The organism is Vibrio sp. SCSIO 43009 (assembly GCF_023716525.1).
Classification (GTDB): Bacteria; Pseudomonadota; Gammaproteobacteria; order Enterobacterales; family Vibrionaceae; genus Vibrio; species Vibrio alginolyticus.
Map to the genome: position 1 here is coordinate 780,903 of NZ_CP071842.1, position 23,265 is coordinate 804,167.

General features: G+C 44.8%; 22 protein-coding genes. 8 read left to right on the forward strand and 14 right to left on the reverse strand.

Annotation, left to right across the window (positions count from 1 at the left end):
* Positions 1-39: 39 nt before the first annotated feature.
* Entirely contained in the window at positions 40-1,257 is a 1,218-nt protein-coding gene (locus J4N43_RS03660) for a response regulator (RefSeq protein WP_158159753.1), read from the reverse strand.
* Positions 1,258-1,444: 187 nt separating this feature from the next.
* On the opposite strand from J4N43_RS03660, the gene J4N43_RS03665 reads away from it, so the two are divergent.
* Complete coding sequence (locus J4N43_RS03665) at positions 1,445-1,678, forward strand: DUF2789 domain-containing protein (RefSeq protein ID WP_005380277.1); 234 nt, start codon at positions 1,445-1,447, stop codon at positions 1,676-1,678.
* 76 nt (positions 1,679-1,754) lie between these two features.
* The gene (gene dinB / locus J4N43_RS03670) at positions 1,755-2,819 is read left to right on the forward strand and encodes a DNA polymerase IV (RefSeq protein ID WP_025998728.1); all 1,065 of its coding nucleotides are present in this window, start codon (positions 1,755-1,757) and stop codon (positions 2,817-2,819) included.
* Here the strand turns inward: dinB and J4N43_RS03675 are convergent.
* Positions 2,816-4,741: a RecQ family ATP-dependent DNA helicase gene (locus J4N43_RS03675; RefSeq protein WP_199266808.1), complete on the reverse strand. Its 1,926-nt coding sequence runs from the start codon at positions 4,739-4,741 to the stop codon at positions 2,816-2,818. The two genes, dinB and J4N43_RS03675, sit on opposite strands and share 4 nt — an antisense overlap.
* A gap of 76 nt (positions 4,742-4,817) precedes the next feature.
* Between J4N43_RS03675 and J4N43_RS03680 the strand changes: the two genes are divergently transcribed.
* Positions 4,818-5,297, forward strand: coding sequence for a GreA/GreB family elongation factor (locus J4N43_RS03680; RefSeq protein ID WP_158159751.1), 480 nt, complete (start codon positions 4,818-4,820; stop codon positions 5,295-5,297).
* Positions 5,298-5,358: 61 nt separating this feature from the next.
* On the forward strand, positions 5,359-6,102 hold the full coding sequence (locus J4N43_RS03685; protein WP_158159750.1) for a YggN family protein: 744 nt from the start codon (positions 5,359-5,361) through the stop codon (positions 6,100-6,102).
* A gap of 126 nt (positions 6,103-6,228) precedes the next feature.
* Here J4N43_RS03685 and J4N43_RS03690 read toward each other — a convergent pair whose 3' ends face one another.
* A complete protein-coding gene (locus tag J4N43_RS03690) occupies positions 6,229-8,775 on the reverse strand; it encodes an Ig-like domain-containing protein (RefSeq protein ID WP_158159749.1) in 2,547 nt (848 codons plus the stop codon).
* A 378-nt stretch (positions 8,776-9,153) separates the two neighbouring features.
* On the opposite strand from J4N43_RS03690, the gene J4N43_RS03695 reads away from it, so the two are divergent.
* On the forward strand, positions 9,154-10,518 hold the full coding sequence (locus J4N43_RS03695) for a sodium-dependent transporter (protein ID WP_005391763.1): 1,365 nt from the start codon (positions 9,154-9,156) through the stop codon (positions 10,516-10,518).
* A 104-nt stretch (positions 10,519-10,622) separates the two neighbouring features.
* Here the strand turns inward: J4N43_RS03695 and J4N43_RS03700 are convergent, their stop codons facing one another.
* The 5 genes from J4N43_RS03700 to tsaA form a co-directional block, all read right to left on the reverse strand.
* Entirely contained in the window at positions 10,623-10,814 is a 192-nt protein-coding gene (locus tag J4N43_RS03700; protein ID WP_005380289.1) for a DUF4250 domain-containing protein, read from the reverse strand.
* The gene (locus J4N43_RS03705) at positions 10,814-11,020 is read right to left on the reverse strand and encodes a YaeP family protein (RefSeq protein WP_005391765.1); all 207 of its coding nucleotides are present in this window, start codon (positions 11,018-11,020) and stop codon (positions 10,814-10,816) included. The genes J4N43_RS03700 and J4N43_RS03705 overlap by 1 nt, the downstream gene beginning before the upstream one ends.
* Positions 11,021-11,131: 111 nt before the next feature.
* Complete coding sequence (locus J4N43_RS03710) at positions 11,132-11,800, reverse strand: tellurite resistance TerB family protein (RefSeq protein WP_158159748.1); 669 nt, start codon at positions 11,798-11,800, stop codon at positions 11,132-11,134.
* 179 nt (positions 11,801-11,979) lie between these two features.
* Entirely contained in the window at positions 11,980-13,695 is a 1,716-nt protein-coding gene (locus tag J4N43_RS03715) for a proline--tRNA ligase (RefSeq protein ID WP_054577581.1), read from the reverse strand.
* A 111-nt stretch (positions 13,696-13,806) separates the two neighbouring features.
* On the reverse strand, positions 13,807-14,502 hold the full coding sequence (tsaA, locus tag J4N43_RS03720; protein WP_005380294.1) for a tRNA (N6-threonylcarbamoyladenosine(37)-N6)-methyltransferase TrmO: 696 nt from the start codon (positions 14,500-14,502) through the stop codon (positions 13,807-13,809).
* A gap of 122 nt (positions 14,503-14,624) precedes the next feature.
* Here tsaA and J4N43_RS03725 point away from each other — a divergent pair, with 122 nt between their 5' ends.
* The 3 genes from J4N43_RS03725 to J4N43_RS03735 all read left to right on the forward strand — a co-directional run bounded on the left by J4N43_RS03725 (position 14,625) and on the right by J4N43_RS03735 (position 16,830).
* Complete coding sequence (locus tag J4N43_RS03725) at positions 14,625-14,885, forward strand: type B 50S ribosomal protein L31 (protein ID WP_005380295.1); 261 nt, start codon at positions 14,625-14,627, stop codon at positions 14,883-14,885.
* 3 nt (positions 14,886-14,888) lie between these two features.
* A complete protein-coding gene (ykgO, locus tag J4N43_RS03730) occupies positions 14,889-15,014 on the forward strand; it encodes a type B 50S ribosomal protein L36 (RefSeq protein ID WP_005380299.1) in 126 nt (41 codons plus the stop codon).
* A gap of 229 nt (positions 15,015-15,243) precedes the next feature.
* Entirely contained in the window at positions 15,244-16,830 is a 1,587-nt protein-coding gene (locus tag J4N43_RS03735) for an AbgT family transporter (protein ID WP_005380301.1), read from the forward strand.
* A 106-nt stretch (positions 16,831-16,936) separates the two neighbouring features.
* Here J4N43_RS03735 and J4N43_RS03740 read toward each other — a convergent pair whose 3' ends face one another.
* Genes J4N43_RS03740 through J4N43_RS03765 form a run of 6 tightly spaced genes read right to left on the reverse strand, consistent with a single transcriptional unit; the run spans position 16,937 to position 23,167 of the window.
* Positions 16,937-18,010: a hypothetical protein gene (locus J4N43_RS03740; protein ID WP_158159747.1), complete on the reverse strand. Its 1,074-nt coding sequence runs from the start codon at positions 18,008-18,010 to the stop codon at positions 16,937-16,939.
* Positions 18,007-19,119, reverse strand: a complete 1,113-nt coding sequence (locus J4N43_RS03745; RefSeq protein ID WP_158159746.1) for an ATP-grasp domain-containing protein — start codon at positions 19,117-19,119, stop codon at positions 18,007-18,009. The genes J4N43_RS03740 and J4N43_RS03745 overlap by 4 nt, the downstream gene beginning before the upstream one ends.
* Positions 19,107-20,375, reverse strand: coding sequence for a F390 synthetase-related protein (locus J4N43_RS03750; protein WP_422398830.1), 1,269 nt, complete (start codon positions 20,373-20,375; stop codon positions 19,107-19,109). The genes J4N43_RS03745 and J4N43_RS03750 overlap by 13 nt, the downstream gene beginning before the upstream one ends.
* The gene (locus J4N43_RS03755) at positions 20,363-21,226 is read right to left on the reverse strand and encodes an MBL fold metallo-hydrolase (protein ID WP_053349822.1); all 864 of its coding nucleotides are present in this window, start codon (positions 21,224-21,226) and stop codon (positions 20,363-20,365) included. Before J4N43_RS03755 ends, J4N43_RS03750 begins: the two co-directional genes overlap by 13 nt.
* Positions 21,195-22,181, reverse strand: a complete 987-nt coding sequence (locus tag J4N43_RS03760; protein WP_053349821.1) for an NAD-dependent epimerase/dehydratase family protein — start codon at positions 22,179-22,181, stop codon at positions 21,195-21,197. Before J4N43_RS03760 ends, J4N43_RS03755 begins: the two co-directional genes overlap by 32 nt.
* Positions 22,178-23,167 (reverse strand): ketoacyl-ACP synthase III, encoded by a 990-nt coding sequence (locus J4N43_RS03765; RefSeq protein ID WP_170894013.1) that lies wholly within the window; start codon positions 23,165-23,167, stop codon positions 22,178-22,180. The genes J4N43_RS03760 and J4N43_RS03765 overlap by 4 nt, the downstream gene beginning before the upstream one ends.
* Between the last annotated feature and the right edge of the window lie 98 nt (positions 23,168-23,265).

Here is a 23,265-nt window from a genome sequence, read left to right on the forward strand (position 1 = left end):
TTTCTCTCATGTTACAGAGCAAGACCACACCGATAGTCATTAGGACGAAGAAATGATTTGGTTACGTCCGTTCTCTTTGGCTATGTAAAGTCGCTCATCCGCCACTTTTATTTGTTGTTCTAGCTCCCCCTCGATGTTGCTTACACCAATACTCGCGGTCACAAGAATGTTTTTGCACAAATAAGTTATTGGCGTTTTTTCTATGCGCTGTCTCATTTGTTCTAAGCGTGTTAGAAAGCCGTCATAGTCGCCACTGGCTTGAATACAAAACTCCTCGCCACCAAGCCTAGCGACAATATCATTTGGAAAATAGATTTTTAGAATATTCGCTATCATGACTAGCACTGCATCGCCGCCCTCATGTCCGTGTGTATCATTTACTTGCTTAAAGAAATCGATATCAAGCATCGCGATGTTTCTTTGAGCGTTTTCTACATGGGGCTGCTCAAACAGAAAGCGGCGGTTCCATAAGCCCGTTAGCGCATCTTGATTTGCCATTTTAAACAGTTCAGATGTTGCGTCTTTGATATCTAACAGTTGGTGAATACGGCAAAAAAATTCTTCTTGATTAAATGGCTTGTATAAAAAGTCATTGGCCCCTGCTTTTAGAAACCTAGCCGTCATGGTCTTAGAGTTACTACCCGACAAGCCGAGAATGGCTAATTGATTTTTATCCCACTTCCGACGTAATTCACGCACCATAGTAATGCCATCTTTAACGGGCATGTCATGGTCGGTTAAAACGAGAGTGATATCTGGATTTTGCTCGACAAGCTCTAGGGCTTTTTGCCCATTGTCAGCTTCCAACGTTTGAATATATTGATGCTCCAAAAGTTGGGCGATGTGTCTTCTTACGGTGTGAGAATCATCAACGACTAAGCATTTGTGTTGTTGATTGTTGGTTAGTCGCTTGAGGAGTGGTAATAGATAGGAAACGGACGCCATGTTGTCTTTCAAAATATAGTCGAGGACACCTTTTGCAAGCATCTTTTCGCGAGTGTCTTCTTGAAATCGAGCCGTTAAAACAATGACACGATGACCATGTTCCAAAACGAGATCAATAATCTCGCCATCTTGAGCATCCGGTAAACAATAGTCTAAAACCGCACAGAAGAGGTCCTGTGCTGAAGATAACAAGTTCTTTGCCTCCGCGTAGCTTTCCGCTGCGATGACCTCATAACCAGCTTGGCTTATTGTTTGGCAAAGAAAGTTTTTAAATGCACGACTATCTTCAACAACCAGAATCTTATTACTCAAGCGCAGTCCCCAAAATTAATTGTTTAAAATCAATGATAACTAAAATTAAACTTATCGCCATCAAAAAACACATGTCAACCAAAAGTAGAACAACTACTCAAATGTTTGACACGCATCCGTTAACATCACATCATTATTCCTGTCTTAGTTATATAATTATGTTTAGCTAACGTAGGGGGAAAGTAGTATGGAAATGCATCAACATGGTATGGCTGAGCTATTTCAACAACTGGGCCTCGGTAGCTCTCCTCAAGAAATGAAAGATTTTATTAATCAACATCGACACAAAAGAGATTCTGCGCCTTTACATGAAGCTAGCTTTTGGACGATGTCACAGGCGAACTTTCTAAAACAAGCCATCGAAGAAGATGCAGATTGGGCCGAATTGGTCGATCAATTGGACGTAATGCTTCGAGATTGACGTTCGTTTAAACACGCCCATTTCTCTTCAGGTAGATTTGATTTATACTGTTTTTTTGAACAGTGCTTTGATGGCTATGTCAGATCGAATTAGAAAAATTATTCATGTCGATATGGATTGTTTTTATGCTGCCGTAGAGATGAGAGATAACCCCAGTTACCGTGGCATTGCACTCGCTGTTGGCGGACATGAAAAGCAGCGTGGAGTGATTAGCACCTGTAATTATGATGCGCGTAAATATGGTGTTCGCAGTGCAATGTCAACGGCGCGCGCGCTGCAACTCTGTCCTCATTTGTTGGTTGTGCCCGGTAGAATGCATGTATATAAGCAAGTCTCTCAGCAGATTCGTGCTATTTTTGAGCGTTATACGCCTATCATTGAACCTCTCTCATTGGATGAAGCATACCTCGATGTCACGGACTCGACAGCTTGCCGTGGCTCCGCAACGTTGATCGCAGAGTCAATTCGCCGTGATATCTGGAGTGAACTTGGGTTGACGGCATCGGCGGGCATTGCTCCGATTAAGTTTCTTGCCAAGGTCGCGTCAGACATGAACAAGCCCAACGGTCAGTTTGTGATTCCGCCAGAGAAAGTCCAAGAGGTTATCGATAGTCTTCCGTTAGAGAATATTCCTGGCGTGGGGAAGGTGAGTCTTGAGAAGCTCCACCAAGCCGGTTTTTATCGATGTGAGGACATTAAAAACAGTGACTATCGAGAGTTGTTGAGGCAGTTTGGTCGTCAGGGTGCCTCCTTATGGCAGCGAAGCCATGGAATTGATAATCGAGAAGTCGTTGTTGAGCGCGAGAGAAAGTCCGTCGGTGTGGAAAGGACATTCAGCCAGAACATCGCAACCTATGGTGAATGTTGGCAAGTGATTGAGGAGAAACTTTATCCTGAACTCGAGAAACGTTTAGAGCGTGCAAGCCCAGATAAGTCGATTATTAAACAAGGTATTAAAGTCAAATTTGCCGACTTTCAACTGACAACAATTGAGCACATCCATCCGCAATTAGAGCTTGAGGACTTCAAGATCTTGCTAAGAGATATTCTTAAACGCCAAAATGGACGGGAAATTCGCCTTTTAGGCTTGAACGTGATGCTCAAGCCCGAAGACCAAGCGCGTCAATTGAGCTTTTTTTAGGCCCTTACCGTTTCTACCTGCGTTAATACCTGCTCAAAACTTACATTTGCCATTGCACCATAACCTGCTAGCTTTGAGGCTTTTAGCTGGCTAATCAAAGGAGTGCTGATTCCGCACAAGAAGCGAGCAACGGCATCATTACTGATGGCCGATGGGGAAAGCTGAATAAACTCCTGCGCCCATATCGATACTTGAGATTGTTCAATATCTTCAGGTTCTGGTGCTGTGAATGTGGCGACGTGACCACGACACACGGAGCAGTGACCACATTGCTTTGGTGCATCGTGATCCGCAAAGTAGTTCGCCAATTGTGAGCTCAAACAGTGCTCGGACTGGAACAAGTGCAGCATGGTGTGGATTCTTTCGATATCTTTGCTTTCTTTGGATTGGAACAGTTCATACAGTTGTTGGATTAAAACATCCGAGCTCTGTTTGATTGGCATAACTGAGTACACGTCCGTCAGTTGTTTGCTCTCTAGTTCTATCCAGCCGTTCTGGTGAAAATAGTCGAGCGCTGCGACAACTCGGCTGCGTTCCGATTGATAGTTCATCCATAGCGCTTCTAGGTCAACTTGGCACCATACTTTGGCTTTTTGCGAGCAGGAGAAAATAGCCTCCACAAATTGACGTCGCTCGCCTTGAAATTGATTCACAATAAATTGCTGATCGTGCAAAAACTTAAACCGATATTCCGCAAAGTAACTGTACTTTGCTTCAATGACGTTATGTAGCTCCAAATAAACCAACAAGGTTTTGAGTGGCAATTGGCGGATATTACTTTCACGCGACAAACGCAGTGGCACTACCTCCCATTGTGGAGCATGTTCTTTCGCTTGCTCGACTACATAGTTAATTGACGTAAATTCTGGTGTGTCACCATAGACAAAATTCTCCAACACCGTTAAGCCGGACGTATTGCCTAGCAGAATGCACTCAGAGCGTTGCCCGTCCCTGCCAGCACGTCCAATCTCTTGTGCGTAGTTCTCGATTGATTTGGGTAAGTCGAAGTGAATGACGCGTCGAATATCAGATTTATCGACCCCCATACCAAATGCAATCGTTGCAACAATACAGTCAATTTGGCCATCCATGAACTGCTGTTGGATTTGTTCACGAACGTCGCTTTTCATGCCAGCGTGGTATGCGTGAGCGTTAATGCCAATATGGATTAATGACTTTGCTACTCGTTCTGCTGTTTGCTGCTGCGTCACGTATACGATGGTCGGAAGCTTAGGTGAAGAGGCGATGATCTCACTGAGCTGTTCTTGTTTCTTTGTTTCCTCACACGGGATCACCGAGATATCCAGATTAGAGCGGTAGAAGCCTGTAACGGTAATATGTTCACTGGAAATATCGAACTTTTTTTGCATGTCTTCAATAACTGCAGGCGTTGCCGTTGCGGTGAGAAGTAAAGACTGTGGGATGTTCAGTTCACGTTGATATTGCGGTAGTTTGAGATAATCTGGACGAAAGTTATGCCCCCATTCGGAAATACAGTGCGCTTCATCAATGACCATCAAAGAAATCGGTACTTGGCGAATGAATTCACGAAAACGCTCATTTTTTAGTCGCTCAACAGAAATCATCAAGATTTTGATTTGTCCATTCTTCACGCCAGCCATGACCTGTTGTGCTTCTTCTCTACTTTGACTGCTATCGATAGAAGCGGCAGCGATTCCTTTACTTTGTAAAAAGCTCAGTTGATCCTTCATTAACGCCAACAACGGAGAGATCACCAACGTAAGGTTGGGTAATATGGTTGCAGGTAGTTGATAACAGAGTGACTTCCCCGAGCCTGTAGGAAAGATTGCCGCAGCAGAGTAACCATTCATAACGGCTTCAATAACAGGTTGCTGACCTTGGCGTAATGAGCCAAAACCAAATACGGATTGAAGTGTTTGATGCAGCGAGTCACTTTGCATAATAGGGAAACCTTTCTTTGATGGTAAACTTAGGTACATTAACACACCCTGAGTGCCAAACGCGCGTCCTAAAAGTATGAACAAAGCTGACTTAGTCCAAATTATCATCCAACATCTGGAAGAAAAACTTCAAGTGGCCCATGCATCGGCTCAGCGAGCCATTGATGCCGCGACAGATGAAGAAACTGTTCCCGAGCATAAGTACGATACGTTAGCACTTGAAGCCGCGTATCTTGCTCATGGACAAGCCATGCGAATCCAAGATAGTGAAGAGGAATTGCGTCAATATCGTTCTTTAGTGACTCGCGACTTTAAGAATGCGCCTGTTGGTGTTGGCGCTTACGTTGTTCTCGCAGATGAGAATTTGATCGAAAAGCACTTCTTTGTAGGCCCTTGCTCTGGTGGTTTGACTGTTCAATATCAGGCTCAGGAAATCTTTGTCTTAACAGCTAAATCTCCTCTGGGTCGAGCGTTGTTCGGAAAAGAAGAAGGTGATGAGGTTGACGTAAAAATAGGAGATAAAACAACTTGTTACGAAGTCGTGACGATTTGCTGACATCTCATGTATCACTCAGTGTTATGTTTAACACGAGTAATGTTAAATAAAAGAGAATGACATGAAAAAGCTTTTTACACTCTCATTGCTGATGGTCAGTGCTACTGGTTATGCAGCGCAGTGTCGTGTGGACATCAATAATGAAGTCCGTATGGATGGGCAAAGCTTGGAAATTCGCCAAACGACAGGTGATAAAGCTGTCGTGGATGAAGATAACAATCTATTCATCAAAGGTGAGCTAATTGAACTTAATGCCGACCAAAAAGCGGCAATTGAAGACTATCGCGAAAAAATGAACGCGTATATTCCACAAGCAAAGCAGTTGGCGAGTGATGGTTTAGCGCTTGCAAATGACATCATCGATGATGTCGCGGAAAGCCTAGACGCACCTGGCGCGTTTGATAATGTAAAAGTCGCAGTACAGGACTTTTTCGCTGATGTTGAATCACGTTACTACAAAGATGGCGATTTCATTCTACCAGCGGAAAGTTTTGAGTCCATGACACAAGGGTGGACTGAAGACTTTGCAAAAGCACAAGAGATCTTCAATAAAGAGTTTTTAGCCAGTTCGTTGGATGCTTTATCGAAAAAAATGAAGGAAGAGGGGGGAATAAACCTCACTGCATTATCGGAGAGTATGGCTGAACTCAGCGCGAAAGTAGAAGAGCGTTTAGCTGAGCATTCGAAAGAGGTAGAGCAACAAGCAGAAGACTTGTGTGACTCGTTGGATGACATGGCAGGGCAAGAAGACGATTTGTTGAAGAAAGTCCCTGAGCTAAAAGATTACCGAGTATTTACGATTTAATTACCCTTCAAAAAGTAGAACTAAATGGTATAAAGAGAGAGAGCACAATTGTGCTCTCTTTTCGTTTTTACATACTTGAACAAGTAATGAAAGCAAGACGATGTTATTCGTTTGCTCATTAACAACTTACTGCGCGTTCATCTGAGTGAGTTTATCGCCGACAGGTTTTGAGAAGTTAAAACCATCATGTTGATCCCAGTTGATAGACCATGTCATTACTCCTGCATAATTCGGGTAATGGTACGCTGGTTTAACGGTGCCACATGAAGTGCCTTTGGTTAAACAATCTAGTGCGTTGATAATATTCTGTGTCGGAGCCTGCCCTGAATTTGCCGAGCTAGGACCTGAAGGTAAGCCGATTGCGACTTGATCATCACGTAGTGGTGCAAACTGAGTGCCGTCGGCCAATTCAAAGCCTTCGATAAGCATTTTAGATTGCGCTACCATCATATCCACAGAGCCTTCTGGTGCACTGCTTGGCAAGTATGGGTTTGGCAAACCACCGTTGTTATATAACTGGACGTGAAGCAAGTCGAGCGTGCTGCGTGTCTCGTTAATCACAGGGATGTACGCCCCCCAAATACCGCTGTAAGCCACATAACCACCTTGAACATAAGGGTGCTCAGGCGCCATGGTTAGGTACATATCGCCACCCATGTTTTGCTCTATTTGAAGCAAAGCACGACCAAGGCGAGCTTGAATTTGCGAGCCATGAACTAAGTTAGAACCACTCTCTAAATCCACATCTAGACCATCAAAGCCCCACTCAGCGATAAGACCTGTTAGGCTAGAGACAAAGTTGGCTTCATCTTGGTCGGTATTCAGCGTAATCGTGCCTTCTGCGCCGCCAAGAGAGAGAACAAACTTCTTACCTTTAGCTTGAAGCGCTGCCATGTCCTGCTTGAATTGTGTTGGATCGAGTGCTGGACAATCGCTGTAAATATCGCCTGAATATAGATTAAAGTGCACGGTGCCATCACTGTTGCGATCATTTTCAGCAAAGGCAATATCAATCACATCCCAAGCATCTGCCATATCCGCTAGACGAATTGGACAGCCCGCTCCATTTACAAAATTGTGCCAGTAACCGATGAGTTTATGGCGTTTATCTACTTGCTCAACCACCGTTATTGCTGCGGCGTCAGACAATGCATTGCTTCCTGACAAATCCACAGCTTGGGCGCTAACAGTAAAGTTACCAAGTGCAGTTGGTGTCCAGTTGGCTGTGTAAGGTGCCGTGGTATCGGTTGCAACAATAGAGCCGTTGATCATGAAATCAACGTGTTTAATGCCTGAAGTTAAAGACGTTACATCGGCGCTTAATGCGAGGCTTTTGCCTAATCCGGCGGTCTGACCGCTGCTTGGTGAAGTCAGAGAGACGACCAAATCTTTATCGCTGACTTCCACACCAACCAGGGACTCTGACGTGTTGTTATCATTATCGGTTGCGACGGCTTTAAGCTGGTTAGCGCCAATAAGTGTGGCGTTCCAAGTAACGGAATATGGCGCTTGAGTGGTGACCCCTAAGCTGGTGTTGTTCGCAAAAAACTCAACTTGCGTGACTGTGCCATCAGCATCGCTTGCGTTTGCCGTGATTTCGTTATTGCTGCCAGCGAGCACGACTTGTCCATCCGTTGGTGCCGTAATGGTAACTTGCGGTGGTGTCGAACAAGCACCTAGGCCACTCCAAGCATCTTGCCAGTATAGCCCTTCACCAGGCTCGTAAGCCCATGTCGCATCCGAGGAGCACCAACCAGCAACATCACAACGATATTTTTGGTTGAAGTGAGAAACCAGGTCGCCAGCTTGATAACTTGTGCCTGCCACATAAGGTACTGCATCTGCACATCCGCCCGTTCCGGTTTCTGAATTACTAATAACCAGCGCTACTTCTTGGCTCATCGTTGCGAGGTTTGTATCATCAGTCGCTTGTGCTTTGAACGAGTATGTACCTGGACTCGCGGTCCATTGATACTCGTAAGGTGCACTAGTATCAATGGCGACAGATTGATTGTTTACGAAGAACTCAACTTGTGTGACCACACCATCAATATCGTCAGCTTGAGCGGCTACGGTTAGGTTATCGCCTACATTAAGCACTTCTGTGCCTACTGGGCTTGTCAATGAAATGCTTGGTGGCGGTAATTCGACTTGTGGTTGAACTTGGATAGAAATCGTCGTGGTGCTAACAGCTCCCTCATTATCTGTCGCAATTGCGGTCAATTGCGAGATCCCTTCAATAGCTGTCCAAGAAGCTTCGAATGGTGCTTGAGTTACCACAGCAACGGTTTGGTTGCCTGCAACAAACTCAATTTGTGTGATTTGGCCATCTTCGTCTGCTGCGTTGGCTAACAAAGTGATCGCACTGCCTTCGGGAATTTGTGCGTTGTTTATTGGAGAGGAGAACGACACCGTTGGTGATAAGTTGTTGCTTCCACCATCGCATTGCCCTAACGCTTTCCATGCTTCCCAAGATCCTGAGTTGGTCACGGGGTCATTGCCTTGCGTCCAATATGCAGCCTCATAAGCGGCTCCTTGCGTTTTTACTAAAGCGCCCGATGTATAAGTCGCAGTGCTGTCCCAGTCGGGTAGACTTTGACAGTTATAGGCTTGAGCTTGGTAGCTGGCGCTGAGTGCTACAATCATCGCTCCGTGAAGTAGGGTGACCTTCATTTTCCTCTCCTTGAATCATGGGTATAAATGAGAACAGAGTAATAACTAGCTGATAAATAGACATTAGGGGGAAAAAGCGAAGCACAATATTCTGCTTTTCGACACAGTATCACGAGGAACAGTTCGTCCCTTACACCAGAGCTCATTATTTTTCGGCTCACTTCACGGCAGAAGGATTGGTAAAATTCAGCCACGTGAAACGAGCAACAGTCACGAGGCTTTTGAGCGATGAATATGAGATGTACGTTAAAATTTACAAGCTGAATGACTATAAATTATTTCAACTGTCGAGGATTTAACCGAGGTACTCTTGTTGAATAGTGAATATTGCTATAGTGTACTAGTTAGCTAGTTCAATGATATTTTTGTGTGAGTAGTATGACACAGCAAACCTCTTCTCAGCCTCGCGAGCATTTTGGCTCTCGTCTCGGGTTCATCTTAGCTGCCGCAGGTGCCGCAGTTGGCCTTGGCAATATTTGGGGCTTCCCAACTCAAGCAGCCAGTAATGGTGGCGGTGCTTTCCTGTTAGTTTATTTGGTGATGATTCTTATCGTCGCATTTCCGATGCTGGTGGTTGAAATGGCGATTGGTCGCCATGGTCAAGCCAACCCTGTAGACAGTATGCGTGCAATCACAGATAACCCTGCCGGTAAAAAGCTCGGCGGCATTGTGGGTTGGATTGGTTTAAGCGTACCAAGCGCTGTCTTAGCGTTTTATTCAATTGTTGGTGGTTGGTTGATCTGCTTTTTACTGGGTGCAATCACAGATCTAATGGGGTTAGAAGCTGCAACTCAATGGCTAAAGGGCTTTAGTGTTGAACGTAACTTGTTCGGAACCATTACTTTTTATGTACTGACGATTCTCATCGTACAAGGTGGCGTAAAACAAGGTATTGAGAAGTGGTCCACACGTTTGATGCCAGCATTGTTTGTTTTGTTTGCTCTGCTATTTGCTTACATCATGACGCAAAACGGTGCGATGGAAGGTCTGAAACATTACCTAGTGCCGGATTTTGAAAAGGTATGGGACCGCAAGTTGATTCTTGCTGCAATGGGGCAGGGCTTCTTCTCGCTTACGATCGGTGGCTGTTCAATGCTGATTTATGGCTCTTACTTGAGTAAGAAAGAGAACCTACCAAAGATGGCGATGAACGTGACCATGGTAGATACTGCCGTTGCTTTCATTGCAGGATTAGTGGTGATGCCAGCGATGTTTGTGGCAATGCAAAAAGGCGTTCAGATCTATGCAGAAGATGGCTCTCTATTAAGCTCTGATACGTTGGTATTTACCGTATTGCCATTGATGTTTGATAGCTTAGGTTTGCTTGGTCAATTGTTCTCTATTGTGTTCTTCTTATTGCTGACGATTGCGGCGCTAACGTCCTCCATTTCAATGTTAGAGTGTCCAGTGGCTTTAGTGAGTGAGCGCTTCAATACTAAGCGCAGCGCAACGAGCTGGGTTTTAGGTGGTCTCATTGCCTTGTTCAGTGTGGTGATTGTTTATAACTTTGGCGCTCTGTTTGGTATGGTCGCGACGGTTGCTACTCAGTATCTACAACCAACCGCTGCGCTCTTATTCTGCTTATTTGGTGGTTGGGTATGGAATCGCAACTCAAAAATCAAAGAGCTTGAGCAAGGTTGCCCGGAGTTTACGCAAGGTTGGTTTGGTAAGTTATGGCCTGCGTATGTGAAGTTTGTATGTCCAATTCTTGTGGCGACAGTCATCTGGGCTTCATTTGGCTAACCGAGACGTCTATCGAATAAAAGAAAAGGGCTTGATGGTAACTCATCAAGCCCTTTTTGATATTGGTTATTCTCGTTTCGGTTATCCGCCAAGAATGGTGTTGATTAACGGAATTGTCCTGCTTCTGGAAGAAAGTCAAAACCAGCAGAAGCCAGTTTTGTCTCCAGTGCTGTACGTTCGATATCGAAGAAAGCCACCAGTTTATCTAAGTCACCACCGAAGTCGTCGCGTAGCTTCATATTCACAATGCTCATCAGCATGACAGGATCCATGGATTCAAAGTTCGCTAGATTCATTACTTATCCTCAAAATCTGAAATCAGTAGGTTTGCCGCAGCAAATGCCGCTTTTTCACGCACTTCTTTAGGCAGGGACTCATCCGCTGCAACATCGTTCAGTGCTTTAACTGCACATGAAATTGCTTGGGGAATATAAGCTTGATCGCCACTACCAATCTGAGCATAAAGCTCACGAACCAGTTCACAACAGCCGTATACTTGCATGTTTTCTTTCCACTAAATGATAACTTATCTCAATATACACACAGCGGATTTGAAACTCAAAGTACAGAGTTGTTTTGGCTCAAGTTGAAGGTTTGCTTGAGCGAGATTTAATCACTGCATTTGTGCTTCTAACTGCTGAGTGACTTCTGGTGAAAGTTGAAGTTGTTTTGCTAGTTCTTGCAGATACGCTTTTTCCATAAAGTTTTGTTCATCAGCGACGATCAAAGACGCTAGGTAAATTTCTGACGCTTGTTGAGGAGAGGTCGCCTGATTAGCAATTTCAGCAGGATCAAGCGGTTTGTTTAACTCTTGCTGAACGAGGTGACGAACGTGCTCATCTGCGCCCATATCCGCGAGAGCTTGTTCAATGCGCGCCATTTCCTCTTCATCAACGTGACCATCAGCTTTTGCAGCTCCAATCATTGCTTTTAAAATTAAGACACTGTGTTTACTGTCATCGGGGTCAAAGGTTTCTTGAACACCTTGACCGGATTGCTTGGCTTGCCAGTCGTTATACACTTTGTAGGCCAAGGCTCCAAGCGCAGCTGCGCCACCGACTTTTAATGCGCTTGACCCTATTTTTTTAGTCATTTTTTTACTTTTCTTTGAGCCCATCAGCATACCGATGAGGCCTCCGCCTACAGCACCTGTTCCTAGCGTTTTTAGGCTACTTGAATTTGATGAGGATTTGATGTTGTTGGTTTGTTTGCCCAATGCATCTGCACCTTGCTTAAGTAAATCTGATTTGAGTGCTTGGTTTAGAAGACTTTTTAAATCCATAACTGACCTCCTTTAGATGATGAAATCAGTTTAATAGCAAGAAGCTGAACCAAAGATTAACAAAGTGAATAGTTCGAAAAAGGTGGAGGGAGGATGTTGAGCTGTAATAAAAAAGGGCTGACCGAAGCCAACCCTTTTTAACTATTTGAAATTACTTCAAATGAGAACTCGTCGAGTGCTTACTTTAGTTGAGCTTTTACGTGCTCAACAATGTCAGTCATTGCGACTGCTGTTTTCTCACCAGTAGCACGGTTCTTGTATTCGAAGTTGCCTTCTTTCATTGAGCGGTCACCGATAATAATGGTATGCGGTACACCAATAAGCTCCATGTCAGAGAACATTACGCCTGGGCGTTCTTTACGGTCGTCAAATAGCACTTCGATGCCCATTGCCGTTAGCTCAGCGTACAATTTCTCAGCGGCTTCTTTCACTTCTTCTGACTTGTGCATGTTCATTGGAACGATCGCTACCTGGAATGGTGCGATTGCATCTGGCCAGATGATGCCGTATTTGTCGTGGTTTTGTTCAATAGCAGCTGCTACTACGCGAGTGATACCGATACCGTAACAACCCATTTCTAGGATGACGTTCTTACCATCAGGACCCAGTACACCACAGTTCATCGCTGCGGAGTAAGCGTTACCTAGTTGGAAGATATGGCCAACTTCGATACCACGCTTAAGCTGGATAATGCCCTTGCCACATGGGCTTGGGTCACCTTCCACAACGTTACGTAGGTCTTCAACTTGGCCAAGCTCTACATCACGACCCCAGTTAATACCGAAGTAGTGTTTGCCATCGATGTTCGCGCCCGCACCGAAGTCGCTCATTACCGCAACGCTGCGGTCAACAATGAACGGCAGTTTAAGGCCAACAGGGCCTAGTGAACCAGGGCCTGCACCGATAAGCTCACGAATTTCTTCTTCAGATGCCATTTCCAGTGGAGCTGCAACCTGAGGAAGGTTTTCTGCTTTCACTTCGTTCAGTTCATGATCACCACGAATAATAAGCGCGATGATTGGCGCATCAACTTCGTCAGATGCTTTCACAAACAGTGTTTTCACTGTTTTTTCAATTGGTAGTTCGAACTGCTCAACCAATTCAGCGATTGTTTTCGCGTTTGGCGTATCAACCAACGTCATTTCTTGTGTTGGTGCCGCAGCCTCAGAGGCTGGAGCTAGTGCTTCTGCTTTTTCAATGTTTGCCGCGTAATCTGACTCGCTAGAGAATGCGATGATATCCTCGCCGCTTTCAGCCAGTACGTGGAACTCTTGAGAGCCGCTACCACCGATAGCACCGCTATCTGCAAGTACAGGACGGTAATCCAGACCCATGCGATCGAATGCTTTACAGTAAGCATCGTGCATTGCGTCGTATGATTTTTGTAGTCCGTCTTTATCAATGTCAAAGCTGTACGCATCCATCATTGAGAATTCACGTGAACGCATTACGCCAAAACGTGGGCGTCGTTCGTCACGGAATTTAGTTTGGATTTGGTACAGGTTTAGCGGAAGCTGTTTGTAAGAGCTCACTTCATTGCGAACAAGGCTAGTGATCACTTCTTCAGCGGTTGGGCTAAGTACAAACGGACGAACATGACGGTCAGTAAAGCGAAGTAGCTCAGGACCCATCTTTTCGCTGCGGCCTGTCTCTTCCCATAGTTCAAACGGCTGAACAACGGGCATCAAAGTTTCGACTGCGCCTGCATTGTCGATTTCTTGACGAACGATGTTTTCGACTTTACGCAGTACACGTAGACCAGTAGGTAGCCAGGTGTATAAACCTGAAGCCAGCTTACGGATCATACCTGCACGTAGCATGAGCTGGTGGCTCACTACTTCTGCGTCGTTTGGAGTCTCCTTCAGAGTAGAAAGAAGATAATTACTGGTACGCATTAAATTTATCCGTTTATTTAAGTTAGATACTCAAGCTTGAATAAGCAGGAGTATGGGAGTTCCCGAAAGGGAAATTTGTTAGCCGTCTATAATATCAGCCAATTGCGTTTGTCAAAAGCTTTCAATAGCGGTAACCGTTATTAAGTTGCTTGTTGCTGTGAACTTTACGTTCAAGTCGAACAAATTTACCGCATATTCTTTGTCGTCCGGTTTGTTTTTCTTATATGCAGGGCGAGGATCTTGTGCCAGAACTTGTTCAATGACTGATCTTACATAGTCAGTATCGGATCGATTTTCTATCGTTGCTAATGCTTGAGCAGAAAAGGTGACTTGTGACTTTTCTGGCTCTTGGTCTGCGTATCCGCCTTGTGCTTCCGAAATAGAATCCGAATAGGGGATATAAGGCTTAATATCCACAATCGGTGTCCCATCCACGAGATCTACACTGCCTAAATCAAGATAGATTTGATCGCCTTGCTTAGTGACTCCTTTCACTTCAACGGCTGACATTCCGATTCCGTTTGGACGGAAAGTCGAGCGCGAGGCAAAGACACCAATTCGTTCATTGCCGCCTAATCGTGGCGGACGTACAGTTGGTTTCCAACCAGCTTCCAGGTTCTGATCAAATAGAAACAACAACCAAACGTGAGAGAACTGTTCTAGCCCACGCACTGCTTCAGGGCTATTTGCTGCACCTAACAGTTTTACGCGTGCTTTAGCCTCTGGTACTAAGCGTGGTTGGCGCGGAACTGCAAACTTTTCTTTGTACGGTGTCTCAATGACGCCGATGGGTTCGATGGAATACATGGTGGACATCTTTAAGAATTCATTGAGATGAAAGTATCACAAATTTCTCTTGCTTTTCTTGTTGATAATGATTATTAATTAAAATGTTATAACATAACAATTTAATTGAAAGGAAAAGTATTATGAAACCAGGAATTCATCCTGAATATCGTCCTGTGGTGTTCCACGACACCAGTGTAGATAAGTACTTTGTCGTTGGTTCTACATTGAAAACGGAGAGAACCATCGAATGGAAAGATGGCAAAACTTACCCTTACTTTACGTTAGATGTGTCGTCAGCTTCTCACCCGTACTACACCGGTAAACAGCGCGTTGTACAAACCGAAGGTCGCATTGCGAACTTCAACCGTCGTTTTGGTCAATTTAAGAGCGAAAAGGAATAAATCATGAAGGTAGTAAAATCATTAAAAAGTGCAAAAAGTCGTCATCCGGATTGCCAGATTGTAAAACGGAGAGGGCGTCTTTATGTCATTTGTAAAACGAACCCGAGATTCAAAGCTGTGCAAAAGTAATCAACCTGCATATATCTAACTTATGGTTTTGTTTAATTGATAATGTTGATTTAACTGTCTTACATGGATGAAATATCTACATTTTTATTCAATGTCGGTTATAAATGCCTCTGTTCGTCACAGTTTGTAACATTTAGGGCTTTTATTTGACCTTCTACTCAAGTACCCTTCGCACGCTTTTTGACATTTTTGTCACATTTGCATAGGAATAAAAACAAGGAGGGAACAGATGAGTTCATCTGATTCAATTAAACAAAACTCGCCTAAGAAGCCGCTGTTTACGCGCTTTTTGGATACTGTCGAATATTTGGGGAACTTATTACCCCACCCGATCACACTATTTGCCATTTTCTGTTTAGCCATTCTGGTGATGTCGGGTATTGCAGGATACTTCGAAGTTTCCGTAGTTGATCCTCGTCCTGAGGGTGCAAAAGGTCGTGCCGCGGATGGCATGATTCATGTCGTTAGCTTGCTTAACGCTGATGGCCTTGAACTAATCGTTACCAATCTAGTGAAAAACTTTGTCGGCTTTGCACCTTTGGGTACGGTATTGGTTGCGATGTTGGGTGTTGCTATTGCTGAATACTCAGGCTTGCTATCTGCAGCAATGCGTGGCTTAGTCATGGGTGCATCACAACGCATGGTAACAGTGACGGTCGTTTTCGCGGGTATCATTTCAAATACGGCATCAGAGCTTGGCTATGTGGTACTTATTCCACTGGCTGCAATGCTGTTCCATTCTTTAGGTCGTCACCCACTTGCCGGTCTTGCTGCGGCGTTCGCTGGTGTATCTGGTGGTTACTCAGCAAACCTACTTATTGGTACGGTTGACCCGCTGTTGTCAGGCATTACTGAAACGGCGGCGCAAATGATCGACCCAACTTACACTGTTGGTCCAGAAGTTAACTGGTACTTCATGTTTGTGTCGACATTCTTCATTGCAATCACAGGTGCGTTTGTTACTGAAAAAATTGTTGAGCCAAAGCTTGGCAAATACAGTGAAGAAGAAGCCTCAGAAGATTTGTCGAACGACAAAATGGGTGGCTTAACAGACATTGAGAAGAAAGGCCTAAAACTAGCAGGTGTTGCTGTACTGGTTGTTTCAGCGCTGCTTGCTTGGACGGTTGTTCCAGAAGACGGCATTCTACGTTCTGATGCAGGTACAATTGCAGGTTCACCATTCCTGAAAAGTATCGTGGCATTCATCTTTGTGTTCTTTGCTATTCCAGGCTTTGTGTTTGGTAAAGTTGTTGGCACGATGAAGACGGATCGCGATGTAATTGATGCAATGGCGAAATCTATGTCTTCTATGGGCATGTACATTGTATTAGTTTTCTTTGCGGCTCAGTTCGTTGCTTTCTTTAAATGGACTAACTTCGGTCAGGTATTCGCGGTTGCTGGCGCTAGCTTCCTGCAAGAAATTGGCTTAACTGGCCCAATGTTGTTCTTTGCCTTCATCCTGATGTGTGGATTTATCAACCTAATGATTGGTTCGGCATCGGCACAGTGGGCAGTAACGGCTCCGATTTTTGTTCCTATGTTGATGCTTGTTGGTTATGCACCGGAAACGATTCAGGCTGCTTACCGAATTGGTGACTCGACGACAAACATCATTACTCCAATGATGAGCTACTTTGGTTTGATTCTTGCCGTAGCGACTCGTTACATGAAGAACTTAGGTATCGGTACGCTGATCGCGACCATGCTACCTTACTCAATCTGCTTCATTGTAGGTTGGAGTGTGCTGTTCTACCTATGGGTATTCGTATTTGGTTTACCAGTAGGCCCTGGCGCAGCAACATACTACACACCGTAGAAAACGGTTACCTCACACAGCTCCATTATAAAAAGCCTGCGAACGTCGCAGGCTTTTTTATCAATTGAGACTGTGTACGCAGGCTTACCTGATTATAGATGTCGGTTTATAGCTGAAAACGTATCAACAAAGGGCGATAAAAGTGCTGAGTGAGCCAGCACAAGCTTTTCCAAATTATGCGTTTGTACCAGGGTAAGTGCGCAATATACACATAGCTAAATTCAATTTCTGGCTGGGCTTTTCTGTTGCGTTTAAAAGCCGGAGCACCTGAGCTCATATTAAAGCGACGCTGGAATATCATTGCGTGGCGGATGGTATAGGCCGATATTCGACGATACAATGCGAGGCGTTGTGGCTTATTGGTATCGTAGCCAAAAATTGGGCAAGTCATATCATTATCAATTTCTACAATGCCTAACGTAGCCAGCATCTCTTCTTGATAAAACAGTCCCACTAAATATACTAATTTGTTCTGGCTCGCCTGTTTTAAATATTGGCTTGAAAACTGGATGTTATTGAGGCTGTATTTATCAAGGTAAAGCATGTCATATAACTCTTTGGCACGCTGAAACTCTTCATCAGTGGTCAGTGGCCTAAACTGCCAATCTTTATCATTAAGCAGTTTGAAGTCTTTCGTTAAATCTCGGTTGAAGCTGAACGCTTGCCAATCATCAAGTAAATACACTTGTCGTGTTACCAAGCTTTGCCATTGCTGCTGCTCTAATCGCTGAATAAAGCGTGATTGTTGACGCTGGTTGAGGGAGCGAAGCACCAAGGGAAAGGTGGGATGTTTATCGAGTGCGACGCGACGCAGTTCATCGAGATTTAAGGATTCCCATTGTTCGCTATACATATTGGTGGACAAGCACTGATTGTTGAGCGTTTGGACTTGATCCAATCCAGCCAATGATAAGACTGGCTTAGTCATATTAATAAGTCGCTTACATACCCATCGAACAGCCATATTTTTGACTTTGTGAAGCTCTTCTTCGGCGTAGCCACTAAGCAGTGTCATAGGGGACACGGCATAACAGTTGTTTGGTATTTTTGGTGTTACGGAGTAGGGAATGGCAACATCATCGATATAGTAGCAACCAAAGCTTGCTGTGCATTCATCAATGGGATTCGACTGCATAAGAGTGATAAAGGTTTTATGCCATTCTTGAGAGGAAAGCGTCATGAGTTCAATGCCTCTCCATTCCACTCAATATCAACGGTAGAAGCGTTGCTCCACTTCGTCTTCTTCTGCCTAGCTAACCGGAGTAATTCAAACACACTCCGGATTTGGCTCCCTACCGGCAAGTTATGCTGTTGCATCACATTCACTCCAGACCACCAATCTTGCCAAGTTCTAACCTTAAATAGGGATAATCCACCTTCAGCGATGAGTGTTATTGGCCCTAAATGATGCAATCGCTGCTTGGAAGGACTGGCAAAATCCATATTAGGAAGCAGTTGGTTGCATCGAGACGAGAGTAGGTGCAAACCACTGGTGGCTCTTGGGTTACATTCAATCACGTAGAGTTCATCTTGTGATTTGATGAAGTCAAACGACACTTGCCCATGATAAGTATGACGTTTACCAAAAGCGGCGATAAATCTATCTAGTCGTTCGCACGAGATCGGCTGAAAAGCACTGGCGGCCGAGCCGTTTACACAGTATTTCGGCACATAAGCTTGGTGTGCTTTAAGGTCACCATGTTCAAAAATGGCATAGTTACACACCGGAGTCCCATGGATTTTTTGTTGCTGAACCCAAGGGAAAAGGGGCGATATCGTGGCGGCAGAAATAGACTGAGTCGTCACATCTCTTATGACTTGCCCGCCAAACCGAGAGTAAACGGGCTTTAGAACGGTTCTCTTATTAATTTCAATCTCACTTTTATCAGCGACCAAACGAGTTTTGGGAAGTGTAATTTCTGGCAAATCTTGAAGCTGTTCAAAGACGGTCAACTTGTTGTGCAGGGCATTGAGTAGTCCTACATTGGGCAGAAAAAAATCTACTTCTGGGCATTGTTTGGCAACATGAGCCAAGTAATACACTTCTTCACAAGTGGGTATCACCATATCAATACGCATCTGAGTAATGATTTTTAGGATCTGCTGTTGATAGTTGGGAAACGCAAATCGAGGCGAAGCGGTGGGGATATAAGACTTGATGCCTCGCAAAAACGATCCTAGAGGTTTTTTTAGCGAATCGGTGAGAATTACGTCATGTCCATGATGCATACACATGGTTGCCCACTCTAGTGCAACTGGTGCTCGGGCTCCGGTGATTAAGACCCGCATATGTTCACCACACGTCGTTGTTTATTCATTGGCGTCCAAATAGGCGCAGGGCGGTAACTAAATCTGACAGGATCAAGCCGCAATTGGTCAAACAACTTTATCAAGGCTTGATGTATAACCCGATGGTGGTGAAAATCCGCTTCAATTTGAATGGCTTGTGACCCTGTTTGGGTGATTCGGTAATCCACGCGACCTTTGGCAAATAGCGTTATAGCGCGGTAGATGAGATCTGGTAACACCGTCACTGGGACGTGGTTTGCGTTTAGCGTGAGGCGATCACCACATCGTCCGGCAATCGCGCCAAGAGGTTCAAATACGCCATTATCCTGTTTATTCTCAATAATATCGTCGAGCTGATAACGAATAATTGGCTGAGTTTTACGACGAAAATCGGTAATGATTGGGCTGTAATGAGTGCGTTCGGTATTCAGCCAATGTTTTTCGATGTAAACAACATCCTGATTCCAGCGCATTTGTCCTTGCTGATCAGTACATGCAAGAAAACCTTCGGTACATTGATAGACTTCATGGAGTTCGCTGTCGAACCGTTGAGAAATAAAGTGACGGTCACTCTCAGTTAGGACTTCTGCCCCAGAAATGATCCGCTGTGGTTGAATTGCGGGTTGACCAAATTGACCGCTGAACTGGGCGCAGAGCTGAAGAGCTTGCGCACTACCAACCAAAAGCGTGGGTTGGAACTCATCCAGCTCTTTTATCCATTCTTGGTAAGGTTTGGTTAAATCGGCATAAAAGAATGTAACAGGCCCTTTCGCGACGGATTTATACAGTGGGCTGTTGGCCCGCAAGGCTAGTGCAATTCGGTGCTTTTGCCATAGGTTGGGCAAAAGGCGAGCCAATATATTGCCAGCCCATAGTTGCGTTTCCTGTTTGTCAGCAAGAAACAGCCCGCGCATGCCTGATGTGCCCGAAGAAAGCCCAACCGTAACATCGCCAACTTTCGAAGCGGCAAAGTTGCGTGACTGCTCTGCTTTGAGTGCTTGTTGCATTAGCTGTTCAGCATCTAAGCCTTTCGTATTCAACTCCGAGAGGTTCTCCATCATGGTTTGCTTATTCATGATAGGGAAATCACTAAGTGCTGCACCTTGAAGTGAGCGGTAATACGGTGAATGACAGCATACCCAATCTAGGTGTTGCGTTAAATGTCGTTGCTGCCAAGCTTCGACTTGTTCCCTTGAACCGAAAGGGCGGTAGCGGGTTCGCCAGAATTCTGAGATAAGCGTTATCACTTCATCCACCCTTCTTTGATTAGCTGCTGGATAGTTTCCTGACAATGTGAAGGCACGAAGCGAACAAAGTGGTGGGTTTGTTGGTAGCAACTTCTCAACTCGGAGAGGGTGTTTTTATAGGCCTTTGTGTCATCGCAAAGCATGTTAGCCAGCCAATGCTGATCGATATTTTCACTCAAGCTCTCAATTAACCAACATGCATCGGCGAGTAAGAACATCCAATCTCGTTCTCTCTTAACTAATAGGCCCACTTGACCCGCAGCATGCCCTGGCAAGCTAACCATATAAATGAATCCGTCGTCGAACATGTCTTTACAGAGCAAATTAACACCTTGGCACTGAGGAAGAATTTGGCTGATTGGTACAGAAAAGTCACTATGAATGAATAAGTTAGATTCAAGTTGTGGAGGAAGTAGAGCTTTTAGGTATCCTTTTCTTACGCCTCCAATTCGACCACTTTTAGTAATTGCATCCACCCCTTTTTGTTGGCAATGCAATTGAGAGTGGGAAAACTCAGACACGGCAGCAATGTGATCAGCATGGAAGTGGGAGAGTACTAAGTGTTCAATATCATGAGGTTTGAGACTTTCTTTTGCTAACTGCGCAACAATTCCGTGTTCTTTTTTATAGCGACAAGGTGTTGTCCAAGCATAAAAACGTTCAGGGAAGGGGCGAGTCGCGCTAAAAAAATGCTCGTGATATCCCGTGTCAAACAGGATGTTGCCTTGTGTTGGGTGCTGAATTAACGCAACGGCTGCCGGAAATGCTCTAGGCTTGATACCAGAACCTGGTTTGACAACAAAGCCTGGGTGTACGCAGTGTCCAGCCTCAAAGATTTTTATTTTTAGACCAGTTTGCATACTGCTGTATTCCTTCTTGAATTGAAAAAAGCGGTTGGTAATTCAGTGTTTGTTTCGCCTTGCTGATATCCAGAGTTTGATGATAGTTAAACAATCCTGCGCTGTATGAGGTGAGCCTTGGTTCTGGCTGATGTGGTAAGTGCCTTCGTATTTGCTCACTGAGCTTTAATAATGGTGATACAACGCCGTATGGTAATGATTGTAACGTTACTTTTAGGTTTAACCCCTCACATAAAGCTTGCAGAACAGTCTCAATTGGCATTGGTTCGTTGTTGGAAATGTTGAACACATCACCATGCTGAAGTTGGCCTGCCTGAGTGCAAGCGAGCATCGCTGCATGGGCAACGTTGTCTACATAGGTCAGATCAACCACAGGATTTCTACCCGATGGCAGAAGCAGAGTGTTGTTTTTTATCGCCTTAAGCACTCTTGGGATAATCGCGCGATCATTGGGTCCAAAAATGCCACGCGGTCTTAAAATGATCGCTTTGCTTTGGCCTTTTACGGCTTCAATTTCCGATAGGTATTTTGTGTGTGCGTAATCATTACACCAGTATGAAGCTATGGCGTCGGTTTCTCGAATATTCCAACGGTCTTGATGGTCAAAGTAGACGCTGGTGGAGGAAATATGGATAAAACGCGAGATTTGATAGGTATTAGCCGCATTGACGAGGTTTTTGGTGGCATCTACATTGGCTTGATAAAACGCCTGCCACTTTCCCCATGGGCTTGAGAGAGCGGCACAATGGATGATTGCATCCATACCTTGGCATACCGCATGAACTGCTGAGTGGTCTCTTAAATCGACTATATGTGGGATAACATCGAATTGCTCGGCGAGTTGTTTAGCGATGACTGTATTTCGTGCTGTAAAGTGCAGTTCATGCTGCTGGTGAAACATTCTCAGAATTGCGCTACCCAACATCCCGCTGCCACCAGTGACCAATATCTTCATAGTTTTAGCACTCCCATCCCTAGTGACAACCCTGCGGCGGTGCCAGCTAATAACACATGTTTTCCTGCGGCTTCTGGCTGATTACGCAGCCAGTGTAAGTTAATTGGGAGTGAGGCGGCGACTTGGTTTCCCAAAGTCGAAAAGTGATTAACGGTTTTCTCTGTTGGTAGCCCGGTGAGTGAAGGCAGTTTTTTTAATCCATGCGCGCTGGCTTGATGAGGAAGAAAATAATCAATATCGCTGAATGTTACCGGAGAGGCGTCAAACCCTTTTTTTAGAAACGCTGGTAAGGCTTTACGCACATGTTTAAAGAGTGCTTTGCCCTCCATCTCAAACTGGCAACTTTTTAAATAGGCTTGATGCTCGGAGGTATGCGGATTGATATGACTGCCTCCGCCCTTAATTTGACAAAATGAATACCCGGTATGATGCGTTTCAAAGTGACTGGTGAGCAATCCATCATCGTTGTGTTCTTCGAGCAAAAATGCGGCGGCACCGTCCGCGAATAAGGTTGCAACTTCTGGTTTGAGCGTAAAATTTCGATTCAGTGTGATGCCAGTGGCGAGTTCGCTGGTGACAATAAGAATCCGACGGTACCGTTTTGCTAAGAATAGACTCTGAGCAAGATCAAGCGCAGAGAGAAAGGATAAACAGGTGCTGTTCAAATCAAAGCTTTCTAGCCATGTTGGAGCGTCTAACGCGGCGAGAACCGCTGAGGCGTCGTAGGGTAGAGACTGGTGGTGTGTGCCGCTAGCGTAGATAAGAAGATCAACGGAGCTTAAGGTATGTGTGTTTCCTAAACACTGCTCTATTGCCTGCACCGCCATGTAAATAGCGGTCTCTTTTGTATTGGCTACATGACGATATTCAACGTCGAATTTATTTCGGCTGGTCCCTGGCGCTAATTTTAGGAAGCGATCCATCTCTCGATCAGACCATTGATTCGTTGGCAGGTAGCTTCCACTGGAAACGATGTTAAAGCCCATTATTCTCTATACACTTATTAAAAACGTCGTTCAAAATAAACCACGTTGCATATTGAAGCTATGGCGAGCGAGATGAAAAATAAACAGAACAAAACAAA